Genomic DNA, 22552 nt, shown 5'->3' on the forward strand with positions numbered 1-22552 from the left:
CGGGGCGGCGAGGCATGCCGAGGGTGGCGCAGTATCGCAGGCACATCCCCGAATTGAGTGGTTTTGCTCGCGCGCGTTGTCCAAGCGATGCGGACCGATGTTGGTCATCGGGTCCTGGGATGCGGGATAATGGCTGGGAAGCAATGTGTTCGATGCCGGTGTCGCGTGTCCCTCCTGGACCGCGGGTGCCCTCCGTGGGGTCGTCGGCAGACGATGAGCCTGGTTTCAGGAAGGGGTACGAGCATGGCGGCCATGAAGCCGCGGACGGGTGATGGCCCGCTCGAGGTGACCAAGGAGGGGCGGGGCATCGTCATGCGCGTTCCGCTCGAAGGCGGCGGGCGACTCGTCGTCGAACTGACCCCCGACGAGGCCGAGGCGCTCGGCGACGCCCTGAAGAAGGTCGTCGTCTGACGCGCTGAGATCTTTTCCTTCCGACTGCCCCGGTACCCACGCGGTGCCGGGGCAGTCGCGTGTCCGGAGCGTCAGCGCTTGACGGCGCAGAGCAGCCCGTCGCCCACCGGCAGCAGCGATGTCACCAGCTCCGTGCTCTCCCGCACCGTGCGCAGCAGCTCGCGCAGCCGGACCACCTCGGTGGGCTGCGGGCCGGAGTCGACGGTGCGGCCGCTGGCGAAGACGCCCTCGAAGACCACCAGCCCGCCGGGTCTGAGAAGGCGCAACGATTCAGCGAGGTAGTCCGAGTACTCCAGCCGGTCACCGTCGCAGAAGACGAGGTCGTAGCCCGAGTCCGCCAGCCGCGGCAGGACGTCGAGGGCGGGGCCCGGGATGAAGCGGGCCCGGTTGCTGGCGAAGCCGCAGGCGCGGAACGCCTGCCGGGCGAACTGCTGGTGCTCCGGCTCCGGATCGACGGTGGTCAGGACCCCGTCGGGGCGCATCCCGTGCAGCAGGTGGATGCCGGACACGCCGCAGCCGGTGCCGATCTCGGCGACGGCCTTGGCGTCCACGGAGGCGGCGAGCAGTCGCAGCGCGGCACCCGTGCTGGGCGCCACCGAGCGCAGCCCCGCGTCGCGGGCACGGTCGCGGGCCCAGCGCAGTGCTTCGTCCTCGGCGACAAAGGCGTCGGCGAACGCCCAGCTCGTCTGCCGGTTGCCGGTAATGACCCTCTCCTGTCCCCGTGATTGCCTCGGCGTGACTGTATCCGTTGCGCCGGGAACCCGCTGATGGGACCGAGCGTTCACATAAGGAGAGCCGACGTGCGCGGAGCACGGCCGGCACGCGACGGGGGTGAGAGGTGACGGAGGGTGTGGATCACATGCTGACGCGGGTGGATGAGCCTGGTCAGCGGGTGTCAAATTCTCGTAAAACCGCTTATCCGGAGCTAACGGGCGAGGTGGCTATGGTAGGGGCTCCACTGGACACCACCAGAGCCGACAGGGGAGGTGCGGCCGCACCCGAGGACCGGGCCGGAGTGCTGCGGCGCTTCCTCGGTTCGGGCAGGCCGAAATCCGTGACCGACACCGCTGCTGACCACCACGCCGCCGGTCCCGCCGCAGGCGAGACCCAGACCGCGACCTTCGCCACCGACGCGGACGGGCAGGCGTGGACTCCGCCCACCTGGGAGGAGATCGTCAGCACCCACAGCGGTCGCGTCTACCGCCTCGCCTACCGCCTGACGGGCAACCAGCACGACGCCGAGGACCTCACCCAGGAGGTCTTCGTCCGCGTCTTCCGCTCACTGTCGACGTACTCGCCGGGCACCTTCGAGGGCTGGCTGCACCGCATCACCACCAACCTGTTCCTGGACATGGTCCGCCGCAAGCAGCGCATCCGCTTCGACGCCCTGGGCGACGACGCGGCCGAGCGCCTGCCCAGCCGCGAGCCCTCCCCGCAGCAGGTCTTCAACGACGCCCACTTCGACGCCGACGTCCAGCAGGCCCTGGACACCCTCGCGCCCGAGTTCCGCGCCGCCGTGGTGCTGTGCGACATCGAGGGGCTGTCGTACGAGGAGATCGCCGCGACCCTCGGCGTCAAGCTCGGCACCGTCCGCTCCCGTATCCACCGGGGCCGGTCGCAGCTCCGCAAGGCTCTCGCCCACCGCTCTCCCGAGGCCCGCAAGGCCGAGCGCCGTTCCTTCATGCCTCGGGTGCCCGCACTGGGGGCAGGGGGCACGCCCGCGTGAGTGGAACCGGACCGAACCCCGCGGAGGCACACCTCGCGGAACAGCATCTGGGAGACCGGCTCTCCGCCCTGGTGGACGGAGAACTCGGTCATGAGTCGCGCGACCGCGTCCTCGCCCACCTGGCGACCTGCTGCCGGTGCCGGGCCGAGGCCGATGCGCAGCGCCGGCTGAAGAACGTCTTCGCGGAGGCCGCCCCGCCCCCGCCCTCCGAATCCTTCCTCGCCCGCCTCCAGGGCCTCCCCGGCGGCGACGCCGACGGTCCGGCGAGCCCCGGCGGCTCCTTCGGACGCGGTCCCGGCGAGGGCGTCCTCGGCATGGGCGACGGCGAGCGGTTCGCGTTCCGGTACGTCCCGGCCGCCTCCGCGCACGCCTCCGGGCAGCGCGGCTTCCGCGTCCACCCCGTCGCCGACCGGCCCTCCTCGCGCGGGCTGCGGTTCGCCGTCGCGGCCGCCGGAGCGGTCTCCCTCGCGGCCGTCGCCCTCGGCGGCGTGACCACCGCCCTGCCCGGCAGCCTCACCGCCGACGCCCGCGGCGGCGCTGGCGCCGGGAGCAACGTCGCCCCCTCCCGCTCGGCGGGCTCCGGCAGCACCGCCGCCACCGCGGCCCCCGACACCCAGCGCCGGCGCTCCGAGGCCCCGCTGCTCGCACAGGGCGAGGACGCGCCCGACCGCACCCCGGCGGCCCCGGTCACCGCCTCCGCGCCCCTGCTGCCGGGCATCACGGCCCCGGTCGACGCGGGGGTGCGCAACACCGCGCGGGACCTCGCCATGCCGGTGATGGCCGGTGCGGCCGCCGTCTCCCCCCTGATACGCCCGCTCGGCGAGACCACCCCCTTCTCCCTGGACTCCTGGCCCCTCGCGCCCCCGGCGGCCCGGACCACCGCGGCCGCCGCGCCGACGAACTCCCCCTCCGCCTCGGCTCCCTGACCCGGCGACGCCTGCGGCGAGCCCGGCGGACCTGGTTGAATCCTGTGAGGCCGTGCCCGCCGCGCCATCGACGCCGGGCACGGGATCGACACACCGCGCCCGCCGCCGCACGACGCGGGCGCGGCCAGCCCTGGGGAGAGCATGAACGAGGGGAACCCGACGCCGGAGCCGTCCCCGTCCCGGACCGGCGGCGACTTCGAACTGGCCAGGCCGAAGACCGCCGCCGGCGCGGACGGGACCGGGGCGGAAGCCGTCGCCCGAGGCGGCGAGCCGGGACCGGCCGGGCAGCCGGAGGAGACGCCCACCGGAGCCGACAGCGCCGACCGCCCGGACGACGCCGACCGCCCCGACAGCGCCGACCGCCCCGCCGGGCCGCCGCCCGGCACCGACGCCGGCCACGCGGACGGCGGCGCCACCACGCGCCCCAGGCCGCTGCACGACCCCGACCCCTACGGCACCCCGCCCTACGGCGGACCGGGCCCCTGGGCCCCCGCGCCGCCCGTTCAGCACCCCATGGCGACCCCCGCCCACGGCACACCGTCGCCCCAGACCCCGCCGGGCCCCTCCGCACCCGCGCCCCCCGTCCCGCCCGACCCGGCCGCGCACACCCCCGTACCGCCCCCGGACGCCGCCCCCGACCAGGACCCGGCGCCCCGCTACGACCCCTGGAACCCGGCACCGCCCTCCCTCCAGGCGCGCGGGGGCTCCGCGCCCCTCCAGCACCCCGTGCCGCCCCTCCTCACCGAGGCGCGGCGCGGGGGGCGGGCCCGGAGGAGGCTCGTCGGAGCCTTCGTGGGCATCTCGCTCCTGGCCGGCGGCGTCGGAGGGTTCGCCGGGGCCTGGATCGAGCGGGAGGGGACCACGACGGTCCGCCTGCCCCAGGCCGGGGCCGTGCCCGACGGGCGGGCCCGCGACAGCGTGGCCGGGATAGCCGCCCGCGCCCTGCCCAGCGTGGTCACCCTCCATGTGCGGGGCGCCGCCGAGGCGGGCACCGGCACCGGCTTCGTCCTCGACGGCCGGGGCCACATCCTCACCAACAACCACGTCGTCGCGCCCGCCTCCGCCGACGGCGACATCACGGTGACCTTCAGCAGCGGCGACACCGCCGAGGCCGAGCTGGTCGGCCGGGACAGCGGCTACGACCTGGCCGTCGTCCGGGTCAAGGGCGTGAAGGGCCTCACCCCGCTGCCCCTCGGCGACTCCGACGGCGTACGGGTCGGTGACCCGGTGGTGGCCATCGGCGCCCCCTTCGACCTCGCCAACACCGTCACCTCCGGCATCGTCAGCGCCAGGGAGCGCCCCATCACCGCGGGCGGCGAGAAGGGCGACGGCAGCGACGTCAGCTATGTCGACGCGCTCCAGACCGACGCGCCGATAAACCCCGGCAACTCCGGCGGCCCCCTGCTCGACTCCCACGCCCGTGTGATCGGCATCAACTCCGCCATCCGCTCGGCCGGCCGGGACTCCGGCTCCACCGAGAGCCAGTCCGGCTCCATCGGCCTCGGCTTCGCCATCCCGGTCAACCAGGCCCGCCGGGTCGCCGAGGAACTGATCAACGACGGGCACGCCACCCACCCCGTGATCGGCGTGACGCTCGACATGGACTACTCCGGCGACGGCGCCCGGATCGGGGACGGCTCCGCCGTCGTCGGCGGCGGCCCCGGCGACCGGGCCGGACTGAAGCCGGGCGACCTGATCACCGAGGTCGACGGACACCCCGTCCACTCGGGTGAGGAGCTGATCGTCCGGGTCCGCGCGCACCGCCCCGGCGACCGGCTCCGCCTCACCGTGGGGCGCCCGGGTGCCGGGCGGACCGTCACGCTCAAGCTGGGGGCGGCCTCCGGGGAGAACTGACGCAAGTCTCACCACGGGGCGGTACCGGTCCGGCAGGTGTGCCGGGTACCGTTGAGCGACCGAGGACACGCAAGGAGCTTTCAGGTGTTCAATGACATAGGGCCGCTTGAGCTGGTCACGCTCATCGTCCTCGCCGTGCTCGTCTTCGGTCCGGACAAGCTGCCCAAGTTCATCCAGGACGTCACGCGCACGCTGCGCAAGATCCGGGAGTTCTCCGACAACGCCAAGCAGGACATCCGCAGCGAGCTGGGGCCGGAGTTCAAGGACTTCGAGTTCGAGGACCTCAACCCCAAGGCGTTCCTGCGCAAGCAGCTCGACAACGACGAGCTGGGGCTGGGGGAGATCCGCAGCGGCTTCGACCTGAAGCGCGAGATGGCCGAGCTGACGGACTCCGTGAACGGCCGCGACAGCGCCTCCCCGGCCCTGCCCGGCCCCACCACGTCCGCCCCGGCGGAGTCCGGCGGCCGGGTCGACATGACGAAGAAGCCCGAGCCCGCGCGCGACGAGCGCCCGCCCTTCGACGCCGACGCCACCTGACGCCCGTACCGCACGGCATCACCCGCTCGGCCCCGCAGCGCGCCGAAGGATCACGACACGCCACGGAACCCGCCCCACGAGGCGGGTTCCGTGGCGTGTACCAGCCGTCCATCGCGCGATCGGCGGTCTCCGGAGCCCCACGCGCCCGCCGCATTCCGGGCTGCCCTCAGCGGTGTGGATATGCTGCCGAGTTGTTGTGCGGACCGGGCGCGTACGCCCGAAGGGGGGCGGGTCCCGCCCCGGTCCGACGAGAACGAGGAGGCGTCCGGGCAGATGGAGACCACGAGTCGGGTAAGCGCGCAGACGCCGGCCGGTGAGAGCGGCCGGCGCGGCCATCTCGGCGGCCGGTCGGTCGACGGCTATCTGCGGGCGCCTTTCCCCTGGTACGGCCTCGACGAGGCGTTCACGGGCCCCCGCTGGCTGCTCCAGGTCGGCCTGGCCGCCGACGGGGCGGTGGAGCACGGTTCGATCGGCCACGGCGACGAGCCGTCCGTACGCAACGAGCACAGCGCGAACTCCTCGGACGAGCCGCGGGAGAAGTTCGCCGTCGTCGTCACCGTGCCGGTCAATCCCTCGCGCCGCAGCGCCGACGGCACCGGGCTGCTGGAGGCCACGTCGGTCTCCTCGGCGGCCTGGCTGGCCGGGGTCGGGCTGCTGTCCGTCACCTGGCCCGGCCAGATGGACCACACCCTGCGCGACGACTGGCTCGACCAGCAGACCGAGACCGCCTGGGCGCTGGCCGACGACCTCGACGGCGCGGAGTGGTCGAAGCTCTCCCTGCCGGTGGACGGCGTGGCCACGCCCTTCCACTACCGGGAGTCGGAGTTCGGCTGGGTGCTCGCCGGCGCGACCGAGGCGGGCGTCCACGTCGGCGCGTACGGCCGGGGCATGAGCGCCTACGGCCTCGGCTTCGCCGTCGTGAAGGACATCGGCGCCTACGCCTGACGGACGACGGAAGGGGGCGCCGGCGGAATCCCGCCGGCGCCCCCTTCCGTCGTGTCCGGGCTCAGAACTTGTTGCGCGGGGTGATCCCCAGCGACAGGCCGGACAGGCCGCGCTGACGGCCCCCCAGCTTGCCCGCGATGGCGCGCAGCGCCGCACCCGCCGGGGAGTCGGGGTCGGTCAGCACGACCGGCTTGCCCTCGTCGCCGCCCTCGCGCAGCCGCACGTCGATCGGGATGCTGCCGAGCACCGGGACCGTCGCGCCCGTGGTGCGGGTCAGGCCGTCCGCGACCGCCTGGCCGCCGCCCGTGCCGAAGACGTCCACCATCTCGTCGCAGTGCGGGCAGGGCAGCCCGGACATGTTCTCGACCACGCCGACGATCTTCTGGTGCGTCTGCACCGCGATGGAGCCCGCGCGCTCGGCGACCTCCGCCGCCGCCTGCTGCGGGGTGGTGACGACCAGGATCTCCGCGTTCGGGACCAGCTGCGCCACCGAGATGGCGATGTCACCGGTGCCCGGCGGCAGGTCCAGCAGCAGCACGTCCAGGTCGCCCCAGTACACGTCCGCCAGGAACTGCTGGAGCGCCCGGTGCAGCATCGGGCCGCGCCACACGACCGGGGCGTTGCCGGGGGTGAACATGCCGATGGAGATGACCTTCACGCCGTTCGCCGACGGCGGCATGATCATGTTCTCGACCTGGGTGGGCCGGCCGTCCGCGCCCAGCATGCGCGGCACGCTGTGCCCGTAGATGTCGGCGTCCACGACACCGACCTTCAGACCGTCGGCGGCCAGCGCGGCCGCCAGGTTCACCGTCACCGAGGACTTGCCGACGCCGCCCTTGCCGGAGGCGACCGCGTAGACGCGGGTGAGGCTGCCGGGCTTGGCGAACGGGACCTCGCGCTCGGCCTGTCCGCCGCGCAGCGCCTCGGCCAGCTCCTTGCGCTGAGCGTCGCTCATCACGTCCAGCGTGACCTCGACGGAGGTGACGCCCTCGACGGCGGCGACCGCGTCGGTGACCCGCTGGGTGATCGTCTCGCGCATCGGGCAGCCGGAGACCGTCAGGTAGACCGTGACCGCGACCGCTCCGTCCGCGCCGATCTCCACCGATTTGACCATCCCGAGTTCGGTGATGGGGCGGTTGATCTCGGGGTCGTTCACCGTCGCCAGTGCCTCGCGCACCGCGTCTTCCGTAGCCATAGGACGATGGTACGGCGCCCCCGGGGGCCTTCGGGTAGCCCCTCAGCGGTCGTCTGCGTCACGTCCCTCCAGCTCCCGCACCAGGTCCTGCAGCTCGGACCTGATCCAGTCGCGGGTGGCGACCTCGCCGAGGCCCGCGCGCAGCGCGGCGATCTCGCGGGTCAGGTACTCGGTGTCCGCGATCGACCGCTCGTTCTGCTTGCGGTCCTGCTCCAGATTGACGCGGTCGCGGTCGTCCTGCCGGTTCTGCGCGAGCAGGATCAGCGGCGCCGCGTAGGACGCCTGGAGGGACAGCATCAGCGTCAGGAAGATGAAGGGGTAGGAGTCGAAGCGCACCACGTCCGGTGCCGCGATGTTCCACAGCACCCAGACGATGATGACGACCGTCATCCAGACGATGAAGCGTCCCGTGCCCAGGAACCGGGCGATCTTCTCCGACAGCCGGCCGAACGCCTCGGGGTCCCACTCCGGCAGGACCCGGCGGCGGGGCGGGCGCGGCTGGTCCAGCCGGAATCCGCGCGGCCGGGAGGCGGTGGCGCCCGCCGGGGCGCGGTCGCGGCCCTCCCGGCCGCCGTCGCGCTCAGCCATGCGTGCCCGCTTCCCGCCCGGCGCCCGCGTCCGGCATCTCGTCCAGGTGGAACTCCGTCTCGCGCCAGTCGTCGGGCAGCATGTGGTCCAGCACGTCGTCCACGGTCACCGCGCCCAGCAGCGCCCCGGACTCGTCCACCACGGGCGCGGCGACCATGTCGTACGTGGCGAAGAACCCGGCGATGACGGGCAGCGTGGCGTCCGGGGCGAGTGGCAGCAGGTCGTCGTCCACCAGCGAACTGACCAGGGTGTACGGCGGGTCGCGCAGCAGCCGCTGGAAGTGCACGGTGCCCAGGTACTTCCCGGTCGGCGTCTCGTCCGGCGGGCGGCAGACGTAGACCTGGGCGGCGAGCGCCGGGGAGAGGTCGGGGTTGCGGACCCGCGCGAGCGCGTCGGCGACCGTCGCGTCCGGGCGCAGCACGATCGGCTCGGTCGTCATCAGCCCGCCCGCGGTGTGCTCCTCGTACTGCATCAGACGCCGCATGTCCGCCGCGTCCTCGGGCGCCATCAGGCTCAGCAGACGCTCCTTGTCGTCCTCCGGCAGCTCGCCCAGCAGGTCGGCGGCGTCGTCGGGGTCCATGGCCTCCAGCACGTCGGCCGCGCGCTCCTCCTTGAGCTTGCCGAGGATCTCGATCTGGTCGTCCTCCGGCAGCTCCTCCAGCACGTCCGCGAGCCGGTCGTCGTCCAGGGCGGCCGCCACCTCCGCGCGCCGCTTGGGGGAGAGGTGGTGCAGCACGTTGGCCAGGTCGGCGGGGCGCAACTGCTCGAACGTGGCGAGCAGGTTCTCCGCGCCCTGCCCGTGCTCCTCCAGGGAGAACCCGGTGACGGCCGACCACTCCACGGTCAGCGTCTCGCCCTTGGCCCGCCGGAAGGCGCCGCCCTTCTTCCCCTTGCGGACGAAGACCCGGTCCACCTCCCACTCGCGCCGTGCGGGCAGTTGCTGCACGGACAGGTCGAGGACGGTGACCTCCTCGCCGGTCTCCACCAGCTTCACCCGCCGGTCCAGCAGTTCCCCGAAGACCAGGCGTTCGGTGGGCCGCTGCTCGAAGCGGCGGACGTTGACCACGCCGGTGGAGATGACCTGGCCGGAGTCGATGCCGGTCACCCGGGTCATGGGCAGGAAGATGCGGCGCCGGGTGGACAGCTCCACCACCAGTCCGAGCACCCGGGGCGGGCGGCGGCCGACGCGCAGCATGACGACGACGTCGCGGACCCGGCCCACCTGGTCGCCCGCCGGGTCGAAGACGGGGACCCCGGCGAGGTGCGAGACGAAGATCCGGGGAACACCGGCTGCCATCTTTGCTTCCTTTGCCGTGCGCGGGACGCGTGGGGATTGGTGTCGATTCGCTCCGGTATGGCCATGTCCGTGCGCTTCAGGCTAGCCCGTACCGATCGGAAACGCCCCGGCGGACGGTCCGGACGGACGGGCTCCGCTCGGGGCGCGTGCCCCCGGTACGCTGCCGTACGCCCATTTGGCACCCGGCAGAGAGGCAGCCCCACCTGTGACTGCGATTTTCCAGGCCCACACCTGGAGAGCGGTGCGGACCGCGCGGGCCACCGCGCTGTGCGTGCTGGCCGTGTCGGCGCTCACGATGCTGACGGGATGCGGCGAGGAGGACCCGGACGCCGGGACCAACGGGGTGGGCCGGCTGCCCGCGCAGAAGATCCGGACACAGAGCCGGGCGGCCGCCGACGCGGCACCCGCCGTGCACCTGGCCGGGACCGTCGTCACCGGCGGGGTGTCCTTCAAGCTGGACATGCGGCTGAAGTCCGGCGGCGCCAGCGGCTCGGTGACCTCGAAGAAGTCCAGCTTCCGGCTGCTGCGGGTCGGCGACGAGCTCTACCTGAAGGCCGACGCCGCCTTCTGGAACCACGGCGGGGACACCTCGGCCGCGGGCAAGCTGGACGGCAAGTACGTGAAGGTCCCCCAGGAGGACCCGGCGTACAAGAAGTTCAGCGGCTTCACCGAGAAGGACGTCCTGCTGCCCGCCCTGCTCCCCCTGCACGGCAAGCTCGCCACCGTGGGCCACCACGAGCAGGCCGGCACCCCCACGATCCGGATCACCGGCGACGGCGGCCCCGGCGGCACCCTCGACGTCTCCCTGCGGGGCAAGCCCTACCCGCTGCGCCTGGTGCGCGGCGGCGGCGCCGGGACGCTGACCTTCTCCGAGTGGGGCAAGGACTTCACCGCCGCCGAGCCCGACGAGTCCGAGACGGTCGACTACGGCGGCCAGCTCCCCACCTCCTAGGCGGACGCGGCCCAGGGGGCTATGCCCGCTTGCGGCGCCGGGCCAGCAGCCTGGGCAGGGCGGCCGGGACGGGGGAGCGGGTGGTGGCCGGGGTGGGCAGCGGAGGCTCGGCCAGGCTGCCGGCCGGGGGCGGCGCCACCCCGGTGGGCACCAGGCGCAGCACCGCGCACTCGCGCGCCCAGCGGGCCGTGATCTCCTCGCCGCCGGGGGCGTTGAGCCGCTTGCCCTTCAACTCCGCGACGGCCGCCTCCCATTCGGGAGACCCGGGGGCCAGCCGGTGCGCGGTCGCCCGCCAGGTGACCACCCGGCCGCCCTTGTCCTTGCTCTTCACCGCCACCTCGGCCGCGCCGCCGTCGGTGAGACCGGTCAGCGGCTGCTCGCCGGGGCCGTCACCGACCAGGCAGGCGGCACCGTCGTGCCAGACGTGCCACAGCGGGCGCGCGGCGGGCGCCTGATCCCCCCGGACCCAGATCAGGCCGGACTTCTTGGTGGCCTCCTCGATGAGGGCCTGGTCGAAGAGGGCCCGGGCGGGCGGCTCGCTGGTCATGCGCCCAGCCTATCCAGGAGCGCTCAGAGCCAGCCGTTGCGCTTCAGCGTGCGGTGGATGCCCAGACAGAGCACGACCGTGACGCACATGATCACCGGGTAGCCGTACTTCCAGTGCAGCTCGGGCATGTGGTCGAAGTTCATGCCGTAGACCCCGCACACCATGGTGGGCACGGCGATGATCGCGGCCCAGGCGGTGATCTTGCGCATGTCCTCGTTCTGCGCGACGGACGCCTGCGCCAGGTTGGCCTGGAGGATGGAGTTCAGCAGCTCGTCGAAGCCCATGACCTGCTCGTGGACGCGGGCCACGTGGTCGGCGACGTCGCGGAAGTACTTCTGGATGTCGGGGTCGATCAGCCGCATCGGCCGCTCGCTCAGCAGCTGCATGGGGCGCAGCAGCGGGGCGACCGCGCGCTTGAACTCCAGTACCTCGCGCTTGAGCTGGTAGATCCGGGCCGAGTCGACACCGCGGGAGACCCCGCCGTTGCGGCCGGGGGAGAAGACCTCCGTCTCCACCTCGTCGATGTCGTCCTGCACCGAGTCGGCGACCGCGATGTAACCGTCCACCACGTGGTCGGCGATGGCGTGCAGCACCGCCGAGGGGCCCTTGGCGAGCAGTTCGGGGTCGTCCTGGAGCCGGTGCCGCAGCGCCCGCAGCGAACCCTGGCCGCCGTGCCGGACGGTGATGAAGAAGTCCCGGCCGGTGAAGCACATGACCTCACCGGTGTCGATGACCTCGCTGTTGGCGGTGAGCTGGTCGTGCTCGACGTAGTGGACGGTCTTGAACACGGTGAACAGCGAGTCGTCGTACCGCTCCAGCTTGGGCCGCTGGTGCGCCTGGACCGCGTCCTCCACGGCCAGCGGGTGCAGCCCGAACACGCCCGCGATACCCGCGAACTCGGCCTCGGTCGGCTCGTGCAGACCGATCCAGACGAAGCCGCCGTCCTTGCGGACCTCGCGCATCGCCTCCTGCGGGCTGAGGGGGCGTCCGCTGTCCACCCGGGCTCCGTCGCGGTAGACGGCGCAGTCGACCACGGCCGAGGACGTGGTGGGATCGGCGGCGAAGGAGGAGGCCGCGTCCTTGCGCGGGGCGGGGCGGGACGGACGGACCACGGCTCGCAGGTCGCGGATCATCGACATGGGCAGGCTCCTTCGCGGGCGGGCAACGAGAGTGCGCCGGCGACGGGTGGAACTACCCGGAATGGGGACGTCCGGACTGCGTGTGTTCGGCACGTCCACAAAGCGGGGAGCACCGCACCGTCGCGGTGGCGACTTCGCTACTGATGCAGGACTGAGTGAGATCAGGCAGATCAGGCAAAGCGAAACGAAGTGCTCTTCCGGACGGCGAAGCGAACGAAAAGGTGGCGGTCAGCCAGGAATGACATCAACAGCCGGAAGAGCGAGTGGTACTGCACGGTCGACTTCGATCCATGACAGCCCCACCTCCTCCGGCCGGTCCCTCGTAAGGGAGTCTCATCGGCGTCGGGGACTCGACGGCGAGCATGTGCACGCGGCCCCGAACCACCGGCTCAGCGTAGCAGCAGCCCGTTGTGTCAAGGCGCAGCTTTGCCTGCCGCTGACGAGTTCTATGCTCACCGCATGGTTGATGTTCTTCCTCTGGTCGAGGCACGGCTGAACTCGGCGCTGGGCGAACCGGACGCGCGCGCCTCGGTCACCTTCCTCGGCGCCGACCGCGTCGAGGTGCTCCGCTTCCAGGAGGGGGACGTGGTCCGGTACGCCACCCTGGGCATGTCGGCACACCCCATGACCGACCCCACGGCGATGATCGCCGACCCCGTCGGGGGGCCGCGCGCCGAGCTGGTCCTCTCCGTGCGCGCGGGCGTCACCGACACCGGCGGCGTGCTCCGTCCGCTCGCCGTGCTCGCCGCGTCCCCGCAGGTCGAGGGTCTGGTCGTGGCCCCCGGCGCCTCGCTGGACGTGGGTGAGCCGCTGTGGGCCGGAGCGCCCTTCACATCGGTGCTGGTGGGGGAGCCGGGCGGGCTGGTGGAGGACCTGGAGCTGGACGCCCCGCTGGACCCGGTGCGCTTCCTGCCGCTGCTGCCGATGACCCCGAACGAGGCCGCCTGGAAGCGGGTGCACGGCGCGGGCGCGCTCCAGGAGCGCTGGCTCACCCACGGCACCGACCTGCGCGACCCGGGCCGCGCCTCCGTGCCGCTCGGACCTGCCCCGGAGTGAGGAAGGTCACCAAGTGCCGCTGAAGGTCGGGGAGTTGACTGAACCCCGATAAAGGGGCCGGGGCCGTACGGGTGATCGTCCTTGACGTGCGGCTGCCGGGGTAGGACCGTGGGGCTCTATGAAGGGCGAACCCAGTTGCCCGAGGTGCGGTGGCCGGGTCCGGGCCCCCGGCCTCTTCGCCGACACGTGGCAGTGCGACGCGCACGGCGCGGTGTACCCGCTGCAGCCCGTGATCCCGCCCAGCGTCGAGGCGCTCACCGCCGTCGTGCAGCGCACCCAGGTCCCGCTGTGGATGCCGTGGCCGCTGCCGGTCGGCTGGCTGTTCACGGGCGTCGCCTACGCGGGAGACGCACCCGGCGGCGGCCGGGCCACCGTCGTGGCCTGCTCCGGACCCGGCCCGCTCGGCGGCCCCGGCGAGCTGGTCCTCGTCGCCGAGGAGCCCGGCGTCGGCCTCGGCGCGCGGTACGCGGGGCTCCAGGGCCCCGACCCCGGCCCCTGCATGGACGTGGAGAAACCGCCGCAGGCCAAGGTGCTGGCCGCCGGCCGGCCCACCCCGCTCTGGCACGTCACCGACACCCCGGACGACCGTGCCGTCTTCGCGGGCGAGGCCCTCGGCGTATGGCTGTGGGCGGTCACCTGGCCCGCGCAGTCCGGCCTGCTGATGTACGACGAACTGGTGCTGACGGATCTCCGGGACGCGGGCCCCGAGGTGGATCTCGTGCCCTGCGGCGCGCTCTCGCCCCGGCTGATGAGCCCCGAGGTGTAGGGGGCGCCCCCGGGGAGCGGGGGTGACAGGCATCCCCTGGGCGCGGCTATCCTTGGGTGGTCCCCGTCGTCCCCCAGCCCTCCGGAGCAGCCGTGCGCATCGACCTGCACTGCCACTCCACGGCCTCGGACGGCACGGACACCCCCGCCGGGCTGATGCGCGCGGCCGCCGGCGCCGGACTGGACGTGGTCGCGCTGACCGACCACGACACCACCCGCGGGTACGCCGAGGCACTCGCCGCGCTGCCCGACGGGCTCACCCTGGTCACCGGCGCCGAGCTGTCCTGCCGGATCGACGGGGTCTCCCTGCATCTGCTGGCCTACCTCTTCGACCCCGAGGAGCCCGCCCTGCTCGCCGAGCGCGAGCTGGTCCGGGACGACCGGGTGCCGCGTGCCCACGCGATGATCGCCAAGCTGAACGCGCTCGGCGTACCGGTCACCTGGGAGCAGGTCGAGCGGATCGCCGCCGGAGGCACGGTGGGCCGCCCGCACCTGGCGTCCGCGCTGGTGGAACTGGGTGTCGTCCCGACCGTGAGCGACGCCTTCACGCCCGAGTGGCTGGCCGACGGCGGCCGGGCCTTCGTCGACAAGCACGAGACGGACCCGCTGGAGGCGATCCGGCTGGTGAAGGACGCGGGCGGCGTGGCCGTCCTCGCCCACCCCGCCGCCGCCAAGCGCGGCCGCACGGTGCCACCGGACGCCATCGCCGCGATGGCCGCCGCCGGCCTGGACGGCCTGGAGGCCGACCACACCGAGCACGACCCGGCCACCCGCACCCGGCTGCGCGGCCTCGCCGGGGAGCTGGACCTGCTGGTCACCGGCTCCTCCGACTACCACGGCACCCGGAAGACCGTCGCCCTCGGCGAGAACACCACCGATCCCGAGGTCTACGGGGAGATCATCCGCCGGGCCACCGGCGCGTTCCCCGTGCCCGGCACCGGCGGAGCCTGAGCCCCGGGGCGCCCGCCCCTCCTTCTTCCGCATCCCCTTCATCCGATCACCCGCACGTCCGCCGTGCGCGCGCCCGCGATCCTCCCCGTGAGGAAGTCGCGGGCGTCCGTGCGGCGGTTGCACCATCAAGCAAGGCACTCGATGTTCGACCTCGCCGTCTTCGGCTCCCTGTTCCTGACCCTCTTCGTCATCATGGACCCGCCGGGGATCACCCCGATCTTCCTCGCCCTCACCGCCGGGCGGCCCGCCAAGGTCCAGAAGCGGATGGCCCTCCAGGCCGTCTGCGTGGCGGGCGGCGTCATCACCGTCTTCGGCCTCCTCGGCCACCAGATCCTCGACTACCTGCACGTCTCGGTCCCGGCGCTGATGATCGCGGGCGGGCTGCTGCTCCTGCTGATCGCGCTCGACCTGCTGACCGGCAAGACCGACGAGCCCAAGCAGACCAAGGACGTCAATGTCGCCCTCGTCCCGCTGGGCATGCCGCTGCTCGCCGGTCCCGGCGCGATCGTCTCGGTGATCCTGGCCGTGCAGAAGGCCGGAAGTGTCGCCACGCAGGTCTCGGTCTGGTCGGCGATCCTCGCCATCCATGTCGTGCTGTGGCTGGTGATGCGTTACTCGCTGCTGGTCATCAAGGTCATCAAGGACGGCGGTGTCGTCCTGGTGACGCGGCTCGCGGGCATGATGCTCTCCGCGATCGCCGTGCAGCAGATCATCAACGGAGTCACTCAGGTGATCCGGGGGAGCTGAGAGCCAGCTCTCGGCTCCCCCGGAAGGCTTGGGTGCGTCGTGCGCCCTTATGAGGCCGGGCAGCCTTCAGCGGGGCGGATCCACAGGCGCTGGCCGATGGCGGCCGCCTGCTGCACGATCCGGTTGACGGAGGCGGCGTCCACGACGGTGCTGTCCACGGTCGAACCGTCGGCCTCGTCGAGTCGCCTGATCTCGAAGCGCATGGCTTCTCCCTTCGTCTGGTCATCCTCCTGCGGAGAACTACTGGTGTGCGACGTGTTGTCGCGGTGTCACATGTGTAGACAACGAACGGCCTACCGCAAACATTCCCTACGCTAAGGAAATTTTTTGACGGGCTAATTACTGTCCGGTAAAAGCACCTCGCAAGGGGACTGACGGGGACCGGTTGTACTCGCAGCGTGACGGCCGGGACAATGGACCCGATGAACGACGACCTGGCGGCACTCGGCGCCCGCATCGATCACACCAACGAGCTGCTACAACGCATGCTCGCCGAGGTGGCGAAAACACCCTCCACGCACGCGATCTTCGTGGACGCGGGCTATCTCTACGCGGCCGCCGGACGTCTGGTGGCCGGGACCGAGGACCGCCGCGCCTTCGACCTCGACGCCGAGGGCCTGATCGACGCGCTCATCGACAAGGCCCGCTCGATCTTCGCCGACAGCCGCCTGCTGCGCGTGTACTGGTATGACGGCGCCCGGCGCCGCATCCACACCTCCGAGCAGCAGTCCATCGCCGAGCTGCCCGACGTCAAGGTCCGCCTCGGCAACCTCAACGCCCACAACCAGCAGAAGGGCGTCGACTCCCTGATCCGCACCGACCTGGAGTCCCTGGCCCGCCACCGCGCCATCAGCGACGCGGCGCTCCTCGGCGGGGACGAGGATCTGGTGTCGGCGGTCGAGGCCGCGCAGGGGTACGGCGCCCGGGTCCACCTGTGGGGCATCGAGGCGCCCGAGGGCCGCAACCAGGCCGAGCCGCTGCTCTGGGAGGTCGACAGCCAGCGCACCTTCGACCTGGAGTTCTGCAAGCCGTACGTCTCCCGCCGCACCGCCGCCGCCTACGAGGCGACGTCCGGCAACCGGCCGACCCGCGAGGACGTGCGCTTCGTCGGCGCCCAGATCGCGGCGAAGTGGCTGGTCTCCCGGGGGCGGGACAGCCTGATGGAGCTGCTGCCCGGCCACCCGTACCTGCCCGGCTCGGTCGACCAGGACCTCCTGGTGGAGGCGGAGGGACTGCTCCAGTACTCCCTGCGCGGCCAGGCCGACCTGCGCCGGGCCCTGCGGGACGGGTTCTGGGAGCACTTGCAGACGCAGTACTGACAGCCGGGAAGGCCCGGCCCCCTTCGCCAGGGGGCCGGGCCTTCCTCGTCGTGCGGGTTTCGCTCAGGCCTCGGTGGGCTCCGCGGCGGCGGCCTTGCGGGTCCGGCGGCGCGGCTTGGCCTCCGGCTCCTCGCTCGCCTGCGCCGGGATCTCCGCGGTGGCCTTGGCGGCGGCCGTCTTGCGGGTGCGGCGGGGCTTGGTCGCGGGGGCCTCGGCCTCGGGGGCCTCGACCGGCTCCGCGGCGGCGGCCTTGCGGGTCCGGCGCGGCTTGGCCTCGACGGCCTCCGCCGTGTCGACCGCGGCGACGGCGGCCTTACGGGTGCGACGCGGCTTGGCCTCGACGGCTTCGACGACCTCGGCGGTGCCGGCGGTGTCGGCCTTGGCGGCGGCCGTCTTGCGGGTGCGGCGGGGCTTGGTCGCGGGGGCCTCGGCCTCGGGGGCCTCGACCGGCTCCGCGACGGCGGCCTTACGGGTGCGACGCGGCTTGGCCTCGACGGCCTCGGCCGTGTCGACCGTGGCGGCAGCGGCCTTGCGGGTGCGGCGCGGCTTGGTCGCGGGGGCCTCGGCCACGGGGGCCTCGACCGCGTCCACGACCGCCTCGGCGGTGACGGCGGCCTTGCGGGTGCGGCGCGGCTTGGTCGCCGGGGCCTCGGCCACCGGCTCCACGACCGGAGCCTCGACGACGGTCTCGGCCACGGCCGGGACGGCCTCCGCGCGCTTGCGGGTACGGCGGCGCGGCTGGGCCGGAGCCTCCAGCGCCTCGGGGACCTCCACAGCGGCGACGGCCGGAGCCGCCGGCTCGGCCACCGCGGCGGCCCGCGTACGGCGACGCGGCTGCTTCGGGGCGTCGGCCGCCGGGGTCTCGGTGACCGTCTCCACGGCCGCCGTCACCGGCTCACCGGCCGCACCGCCGCGCGTACGGCGACGACGGCGCGGGGTGCGGGGACCCTGCGGCTCCTCCACGGCGGTGGTCTCCGCCGCGGGAGCGGCGCCCGCCTCCACCGGAGCACCGCCGCGCATACGACGGCGACGGCGCGGGGTGCGCTCCGAACGCTCCGAGCGCTCGCGCTCCGGCGCGGCCTCGGCGCGGCCGCCACGGCCACCGCGGTCGGACCGGCCGCCGCGCGCGCCACGGCCACCGGTCTCGCCGAGGTCCTCCACGACCTCCGCGTCCAGACCGGCACGCGTGCGCTCCGAGCGAGGCAGGACACCCTTGGTGCCCGCCGGGATGTTGAGGTCGGAGAAGAGGTGCGGGGACGTCGAGTACGTCTCCACCGGCTCGTTGAAGTCCAGCTCCAGCGCCTTGTTGATGAGCTGCCAGCGAGGGATGTCGTCCCAGTCGACGAACGTGACGGCCGTGCCCTTGTTACCGGCGCGGCCGGTGCGGCCGACGCGGTGCAGGTAGGTCTTCTCGTCCTCGGGGGACTGGTAGTTGATGACGTGGGTCACGCCGCCGACGTCGATGCCGCGCGCGGCCACGTCGGTGCAGACCAGCACGTCGACCTTGCCGTTGCGGAAGGCACGCAGCGCCTGCTCGCGGGCACCCTGGCCGAGGTCGCCGTGGACCGCGCCGGAGGCGAAGCCGCGACGCTGGAGCTGCTCGGCGATGTCGGCGGCGGTGCGCTTGGTGCGGCAGAAGATCATCGCGAGACCGCGGCCCTCGGCCTGCAGTATGCGCGCGACCATCTCCGGCTTGTCCATGGAGTGACCGCGGTAGACGAACTGCTTGATGTTGGCGACCGTCGCGCCCTGGTCGTCCGGCGCGGTGGCGCGGATGTGGGTCGGGCGGGACATGTAGCGGCGGGCGAGACCGATGACCGCGCCCGGCATGGTGGCCGAGAACAGCATGGTCTGGCGCTTGGCCGGCAGCATGTTGACGATCTTCTCGACGTCGGGCAGGAAGCCCAGGTCGAGCATCTCGTCGGCCTCGTCCAGCACCAGGCACTTGACGTGGCTGAGGTCCAGCTTCTTCTGCCCCGCCAGGTCCAGCAGCCGGCCGGGGGTGCCGACGACGACGTCGACGCCCTTGTTCAGGGCCTCGACCTGCGGCTCGTAGGCACGGCCGCCGTAGATGGCGAGGACGCGAACGTTGCGCACCTTGCCGGCGGTCAGCAGGTCGTTGGTGACCTGGGTGCACAGCTCGCGGGTGGGCACGACGATGAGCGCCTGCGGCGCGCTGGTCAGCGCCTCCGGGGCGGCGCGGCCGGCCTCGACGTCGGCGGGGACGACGACGCGCTCCAGGAGCGGCAGACCGAAGCCGAGGGTCTTGCCCGTACCGGTCTTGGCCTGGCCGATGACGTCCGAGCCCGAGAGGGCCACCGGGAGCGTCAGTTCCTGGATGGGGAAGGGGTTGGTGATGCCGACGGCTTCCAGGGCCTCAGCGGTCTCGGAAAGGATGCCGAGGTCACGAAATGTCGTAGTCAGGAGCTTTGCCTCTTCTGTGTATGCGGTGCGAGGCGAGCGCGGGGATCGCGGGGATCATGTCGACCGTGCCGGGGACGCCGGCCGCCGTTCGGACGGACCAACTGGGCAAGCCGTATGACACGGGACCTCTGCCGACGCTCTAGCGTTCGAACCGCCAAGGATGTCCCTCCGCTCGTCGTACGCGTGCTGCGGTACGGCCGGGGAGAGCTGTCAGGTCGGAGCCGATCGGGCCACCGACCGGGCATCCTCATACGTGCGCCCCCGTCGGGACGTGCCGAAAACCGTCGGCACGCTCAGCGGGCGCATTACCACCATACCCCGGATCGACGCACACGCGATGGCCGAATTGGTCACGTAGTGGTGGTCACAGTGGTTGACCAGGGGCTTCCGGGACAGGGCGAGCGGGCTATTGTGCGGCTCATGACTAGCTCTGACAAGTCCGAGAACCCTGAGACCGCGGACGCCGCCACCGACGGCCCCACCGGTGTCGCCGCCCAGGACTGGGCGCGGGCCGCGGCCGACCCGCAGTACCGCGCGGCCGTCGTGGACCTGCTCGGCGCGCTCGCGTACGGCGAGCTGGCGGCGTTCGAGCGGCTGGCCGAGGACGCCAAGCTGGCGCCGACCCTCGCGGACAAGGCGGAGCTGGCCAAGATGGCGTCGGCGGAGTTCCACCACTTCGAGCGGCTGCGGAACCGGCTGACCGAGATCGGCGCGGAGCCGACCGCCGCGATGGACCCCTTCGTCGCCGCGCTGGAGAGCTTCCACCGCCAGACGGCCCCCTCGGACTGGCTGGAGGGCCTGGTCAAGGCCTATGTCGGCGACTCGATCGCGAGCGACTTCTACCGCGAGGTCGCGGCCCGCCTCGACACCGACACCCGTGAACTCGTCCTCGCCGTCCTGGACGACACCGGGCACGCGGAGTTCGCGGTGGAGAAGGTCCGCGCGGCCATCGACGCCGACCCGCGCGTCGGCGGGCGGCTCGCGCTGTGGGCCCGGCGGCTGATGGGCGAGGCGCTGTCCCAGTCGCAGCGGGTCGTCGCGGACCGGGACGCGCTCTCCACGATGCTGGTCGGCGGTGTCGCCGACGGCTTCGACCTCGCGGAGGTCGGCCGGATGTTCACCCGGATCACCGAGGCGCACACCAAGCGGATGGCCGCGCTGGGTCTCGCGGCCTGACCCCCCGACCGGTCAGGGGCGGCTACGCCGGCGCGGATCGCCCGCGCAGTCGCCCGGCCGGGCGCAACAGCAGCGACAGGGAAGCGGCGGACACCACGGCCGCACCCAGCAGGGTCAGCGGGAGCGGGGCCGGGCCCAGGCTGCTGTGCGTGACGAAGTCCCCGAACAGGGCGCCCGCGACGGCCGTGGCGAAGACCAGGGGGCGGGCGGGCAGCCGGTGCGGCAGACGGCGCGCGGCCGCGAAGGCGAGGACGAGGCCGAGCGCGGCCGAACCGAGCACATCCAGGATCATCTAGCGGTCCCTCCCACATCTGCGTCCTCATGCGGTCACAGCCCGACATACCCGTGACCTGCGCGTTGCAATCCTCCCCCGCACCCGTCGGGTGCGCGAGCGGTGCGCGCCGCACACACGAAAGGACCCGGCGGCCAGAGGCCACCGGGTCCTTCACGAATGTCGCGCCTACAGCGTGCCGAAGCCCACCTTGCGGGCGGCCGGCGCGCCGATCTCCACGTACGCCAGACGGTCCGCGGGGACCACGACCTTGCGGCCGCGCTCGTCCTCGAGGCTCAGCAGCGGCGACTTGCCGGCCAGGGCGTCGGCCACGACGCGCTCGACCTCCTCGGCGCTCTGACCGCTCTCCAGAACGATCTCGCGGGGCGCGTGCTGCACGCCGATCTTGACCTCCACGGCTATGTCCCTCCGACGGTCAGTGATGTGCGCGTTCTGCCGCGCCGTACGCTGCACACATTAGCCCGGTGAGGGGACGCGTACGCCTCCGGCGGGAACGCCATCAGCGAACACGCCGCGTCAGTGCTGGTCGGTGCCGTGCAGCGGGAAACCCGCGATGCCGCGCCACGCCAGCGAGGCGAGCAGCTGCACCGCCTGGTCGCGCGGCACGCTGCGGTCGCTGTGCAGCCAGGAGCGGGCCACCACCTGGGCGAGGCCGCCGAGCCCGGAGGCGAGCAGCATGGACTCCGCGCGGGACAGGCCGGTGTCCTCCGCGATGACCTCGCAGATCGCCTCGGCGCACTCGGTGGTCACCTTGTCGACGCGCTCGCGCACGGCCGGCTCGTTCGTCAGGTCCGACTCGAAGACCAGACGGAAGGCGCCGCCGTCGTCCTCGATGTACGCGAAATAGGCGTCCATGGTCGCCCGTACGCGCTGCTTGTTGTCGGTCGTCGAGGCGAGCGCGGCGCGCACGGCCTGGATCAGCGCCTCGCAGTGCTGGTCCAGCAGTGCGAGATAGAGGTCGAGCTTGCCGGGGAAGTGCTGGTAGAGCACCGGCTTGCTGACTCCGGCGCGCTCGGCGATGTCGTCCATCGCCGCCGCGTGATAGCCCTGGGCGACGAAGACCTCCTGGGCAGCGCCCAGCAACTGGTTGCGCCGGGCTCGGCGCGGCAGACGGGTGCCGCGCGGGCGTGCTGCCTCTGTTTGCTCGATGGCTGTCACGCCGCCTCCCAATGTCGTCCCTCATGCGGTGTCGGGCCGCGCGGCCATCGTACTTTTCGGTAACCGTGGTGTGCGCGGTGCGAGCGCAGAATTTCACGTGGCGGACGACGGCGAAAGCCGTGGCCCTCGGCCCCGGTCCCGTCCGGTCAGCGGTAGTCGTCCTCGTCGGTGCCCACCACGCGCGCCTGCTCGATCAGATCGCCCTCGCTGCCCCGGTCCGGGTCCACCTCGCTCAGCGGCTCGTCCCGCTCCTGGGTGAGAGGCGCGCGCTGCTCGGCGGCGTCGTTCTCGGGGGCCTCGACATCGATCGGCGCCCCGGAGCCGTCGTCGGGGCTCTCGATCTCGTCCGGCTCGGTGGGGTAGTGGGCCATGACGGCCTCCCTTCCTTCCAGCATCCGTCCAGGAACCTCTGGGTCGGGCGGGTACCCCGCGGGTGCGCTGTCATACAAGCCTAGAAAACGGCCTCCGGCGACGCCACGCCGTCGGCGAAGGCCGTCGCCGCCTCACTCGTCCGCACCTGTGAGGGCGAACACATGAGCCACGGTGT

Annotated in this window: 25 protein-coding genes; 13 read left to right on the plus strand and 12 right to left on the minus strand. The window is 72.8% G+C overall.

Going from position 1 to position 22552, the window contains the following annotated elements; genetic code table 11:
- Window positions 1-243 precede the first annotated feature (243 nt).
- The gene (locus ABZ898_RS00780) at window positions 244-411 is read left to right on the plus strand and encodes a DUF3117 domain-containing protein (RefSeq protein ID WP_018544333.1); all 168 of its coding nucleotides are present in this window, start codon (window positions 244-246) and stop codon (window positions 409-411) included.
- Between the two features lie 71 nt (window positions 412-482).
- Here ABZ898_RS00780 and ABZ898_RS00785 read toward each other — a convergent pair whose 3' ends face one another.
- Window positions 483-1196, minus strand: a complete 714-nt coding sequence (locus ABZ898_RS00785) for an O-methyltransferase (RefSeq protein ID WP_361651400.1) — start codon at window positions 1194-1196, stop codon at window positions 483-485.
- A gap of 158 nt (window positions 1197-1354) precedes the next feature.
- Between ABZ898_RS00785 and sigE the strand changes: the two genes are divergently transcribed.
- The 5 genes from sigE to ABZ898_RS00810 all read left to right on the plus strand — a co-directional run bounded on the left by sigE (window position 1355) and on the right by ABZ898_RS00810 (window position 6399).
- On the plus strand, window positions 1355-2137 hold the full coding sequence (gene sigE / locus ABZ898_RS00790; protein WP_361651402.1) for an RNA polymerase sigma factor SigE: 783 nt from the start codon (window positions 1355-1357) through the stop codon (window positions 2135-2137).
- Window positions 2134-3063 (plus strand): zf-HC2 domain-containing protein, encoded by a 930-nt coding sequence (locus ABZ898_RS00795; protein WP_361651403.1) that lies wholly within the window; start codon window positions 2134-2136, stop codon window positions 3061-3063. Before sigE ends, ABZ898_RS00795 begins: the two co-directional genes overlap by 4 nt.
- A gap of 141 nt (window positions 3064-3204) precedes the next feature.
- Window positions 3205-4917 carry a trypsin-like peptidase domain-containing protein gene (locus ABZ898_RS00800; protein ID WP_361651405.1) on the plus strand — a complete coding sequence of 571 codons (1713 nt, stop codon included), beginning with the start codon at window positions 3205-3207 and terminating at the stop codon, window positions 4915-4917.
- A gap of 84 nt (window positions 4918-5001) precedes the next feature.
- Entirely contained in the window at window positions 5002-5454 is a 453-nt protein-coding gene (locus tag ABZ898_RS00805; RefSeq protein WP_361651406.1) for a sec-independent translocase, read from the plus strand.
- A 273-nt stretch (window positions 5455-5727) separates the two neighbouring features.
- Entirely contained in the window at window positions 5728-6399 is a 672-nt protein-coding gene (locus tag ABZ898_RS00810) for a hypothetical protein (RefSeq protein WP_361651408.1), read from the plus strand.
- Between the two features lie 61 nt (window positions 6400-6460).
- On the opposite strand, the gene ABZ898_RS00815 is transcribed toward ABZ898_RS00810, so the two are convergent.
- Genes ABZ898_RS00815 through ABZ898_RS00825 form a run of 3 tightly spaced genes read right to left on the minus strand, consistent with a single transcriptional unit; the run spans window position 6461 to window position 9479 of the window.
- On the minus strand, window positions 6461-7594 hold the full coding sequence (locus ABZ898_RS00815; protein ID WP_361651410.1) for an Mrp/NBP35 family ATP-binding protein: 1134 nt from the start codon (window positions 7592-7594) through the stop codon (window positions 6461-6463).
- A gap of 42 nt (window positions 7595-7636) precedes the next feature.
- Complete coding sequence (locus ABZ898_RS00820) at window positions 7637-8182, minus strand: DUF1003 domain-containing protein (RefSeq protein WP_361651412.1); 546 nt, start codon at window positions 8180-8182, stop codon at window positions 7637-7639.
- Window positions 8175-9479, minus strand: a complete 1305-nt coding sequence (locus ABZ898_RS00825; RefSeq protein ID WP_361651414.1) for a CBS domain-containing protein — start codon at window positions 9477-9479, stop codon at window positions 8175-8177. Before ABZ898_RS00825 ends, ABZ898_RS00820 begins: the two co-directional genes overlap by 8 nt.
- 295 nt (window positions 9480-9774) lie before the next feature.
- Between ABZ898_RS00825 and ABZ898_RS00830 the strand changes: the two genes are divergently transcribed.
- Window positions 9775-10431 carry a hypothetical protein gene (locus ABZ898_RS00830; RefSeq protein ID WP_361652249.1) on the plus strand — a complete coding sequence of 219 codons (657 nt, stop codon included), beginning with the start codon at window positions 9775-9777 and terminating at the stop codon, window positions 10429-10431.
- 19 nt (window positions 10432-10450) lie between these two features.
- Here the strand turns inward: ABZ898_RS00830 and ABZ898_RS00835 are convergent, their stop codons facing one another.
- Together ABZ898_RS00835 and ABZ898_RS00840 are read right to left on the minus strand one after the other, a co-directional pair.
- Complete coding sequence (locus tag ABZ898_RS00835; RefSeq protein ID WP_361651416.1) at window positions 10451-10978, minus strand: hypothetical protein; 528 nt, start codon at window positions 10976-10978, stop codon at window positions 10451-10453.
- Between the two features lie 23 nt (window positions 10979-11001).
- Window positions 11002-12117, minus strand: coding sequence for a magnesium and cobalt transport protein CorA (locus ABZ898_RS00840; protein WP_361651417.1), 1116 nt, complete (start codon window positions 12115-12117; stop codon window positions 11002-11004).
- Window positions 12118-12576: 459 nt separating this feature from the next.
- On the opposite strand from ABZ898_RS00840, the gene ABZ898_RS00845 reads away from it, so the two are divergent.
- The 4 genes from ABZ898_RS00845 to ABZ898_RS00860 all read left to right on the plus strand — a co-directional run bounded on the left by ABZ898_RS00845 (window position 12577) and on the right by ABZ898_RS00860 (window position 15636).
- Complete coding sequence (locus ABZ898_RS00845; RefSeq protein ID WP_361651419.1) at window positions 12577-13173, plus strand: suppressor of fused domain protein; 597 nt, start codon at window positions 12577-12579, stop codon at window positions 13171-13173.
- Window positions 13174-13291: 118 nt separating this feature from the next.
- Complete coding sequence (locus tag ABZ898_RS00850; RefSeq protein WP_361651421.1) at window positions 13292-13939, plus strand: DUF6758 family protein; 648 nt, start codon at window positions 13292-13294, stop codon at window positions 13937-13939.
- Between the two features lie 92 nt (window positions 13940-14031).
- Window positions 14032-14889 (plus strand): PHP domain-containing protein, encoded by an 858-nt coding sequence (locus ABZ898_RS00855; RefSeq protein WP_361651423.1) that lies wholly within the window; start codon window positions 14032-14034, stop codon window positions 14887-14889.
- A gap of 141 nt (window positions 14890-15030) precedes the next feature.
- The gene (locus ABZ898_RS00860; protein WP_361651425.1) at window positions 15031-15636 is read left to right on the plus strand and encodes a MarC family protein; all 606 of its coding nucleotides are present in this window, start codon (window positions 15031-15033) and stop codon (window positions 15634-15636) included.
- 47 nt (window positions 15637-15683) lie between these two features.
- Here ABZ898_RS00860 and ABZ898_RS00865 read toward each other — a convergent pair whose 3' ends face one another.
- The gene (locus tag ABZ898_RS00865) at window positions 15684-15839 is read right to left on the minus strand and encodes a hypothetical protein (protein WP_361651426.1); all 156 of its coding nucleotides are present in this window, start codon (window positions 15837-15839) and stop codon (window positions 15684-15686) included.
- 219 nt (window positions 15840-16058) lie between these two features.
- Between ABZ898_RS00865 and ABZ898_RS00870 the strand changes: the two genes are divergently transcribed.
- Complete coding sequence (locus ABZ898_RS00870) at window positions 16059-16955, plus strand: NYN domain-containing protein (RefSeq protein ID WP_361651428.1); 897 nt, start codon at window positions 16059-16061, stop codon at window positions 16953-16955.
- A gap of 63 nt (window positions 16956-17018) precedes the next feature.
- Here the strand turns inward: ABZ898_RS00870 and ABZ898_RS00875 are convergent, their stop codons facing one another.
- A complete protein-coding gene (locus tag ABZ898_RS00875) occupies window positions 17019-19286 on the minus strand; it encodes a DEAD/DEAH box helicase (RefSeq protein WP_361652251.1) in 2268 nt (755 codons plus the stop codon).
- Window positions 19287-19790: 504 nt separating this feature from the next.
- Between ABZ898_RS00875 and ABZ898_RS00880 the strand changes: the two genes are divergently transcribed.
- The gene (locus tag ABZ898_RS00880) at window positions 19791-20555 is read left to right on the plus strand and encodes a ferritin-like fold-containing protein (RefSeq protein ID WP_361651430.1); all 765 of its coding nucleotides are present in this window, start codon (window positions 19791-19793) and stop codon (window positions 20553-20555) included.
- 22 nt (window positions 20556-20577) lie between these two features.
- On the opposite strand, the gene ABZ898_RS00885 is transcribed toward ABZ898_RS00880, so the two are convergent.
- The 4 genes from ABZ898_RS00885 to ABZ898_RS00900 form a co-directional block, all read right to left on the minus strand.
- Window positions 20578-20847: a hypothetical protein gene (locus ABZ898_RS00885; RefSeq protein WP_361651432.1), complete on the minus strand. Its 270-nt coding sequence runs from the start codon at window positions 20845-20847 to the stop codon at window positions 20578-20580.
- A gap of 168 nt (window positions 20848-21015) precedes the next feature.
- Window positions 21016-21243: a DUF3107 domain-containing protein gene (locus ABZ898_RS00890; protein ID WP_361651433.1), complete on the minus strand. Its 228-nt coding sequence runs from the start codon at window positions 21241-21243 to the stop codon at window positions 21016-21018.
- 120 nt (window positions 21244-21363) lie between these two features.
- The gene (locus ABZ898_RS00895; RefSeq protein WP_361651435.1) at window positions 21364-22005 is read right to left on the minus strand and encodes a TetR/AcrR family transcriptional regulator; all 642 of its coding nucleotides are present in this window, start codon (window positions 22003-22005) and stop codon (window positions 21364-21366) included.
- Between the two features lie 146 nt (window positions 22006-22151).
- Complete coding sequence (locus ABZ898_RS00900) at window positions 22152-22376, minus strand: hypothetical protein (RefSeq protein ID WP_361651437.1); 225 nt, start codon at window positions 22374-22376, stop codon at window positions 22152-22154.
- Between the last annotated feature and the right edge of the window lie 176 nt (window positions 22377-22552).

Source organism: Streptomyces sp. NPDC046860 (genome assembly GCF_040645115.1).
Lineage (GTDB): Bacteria > Actinomycetota > Actinomycetes > Streptomycetales > Streptomycetaceae > Streptomyces.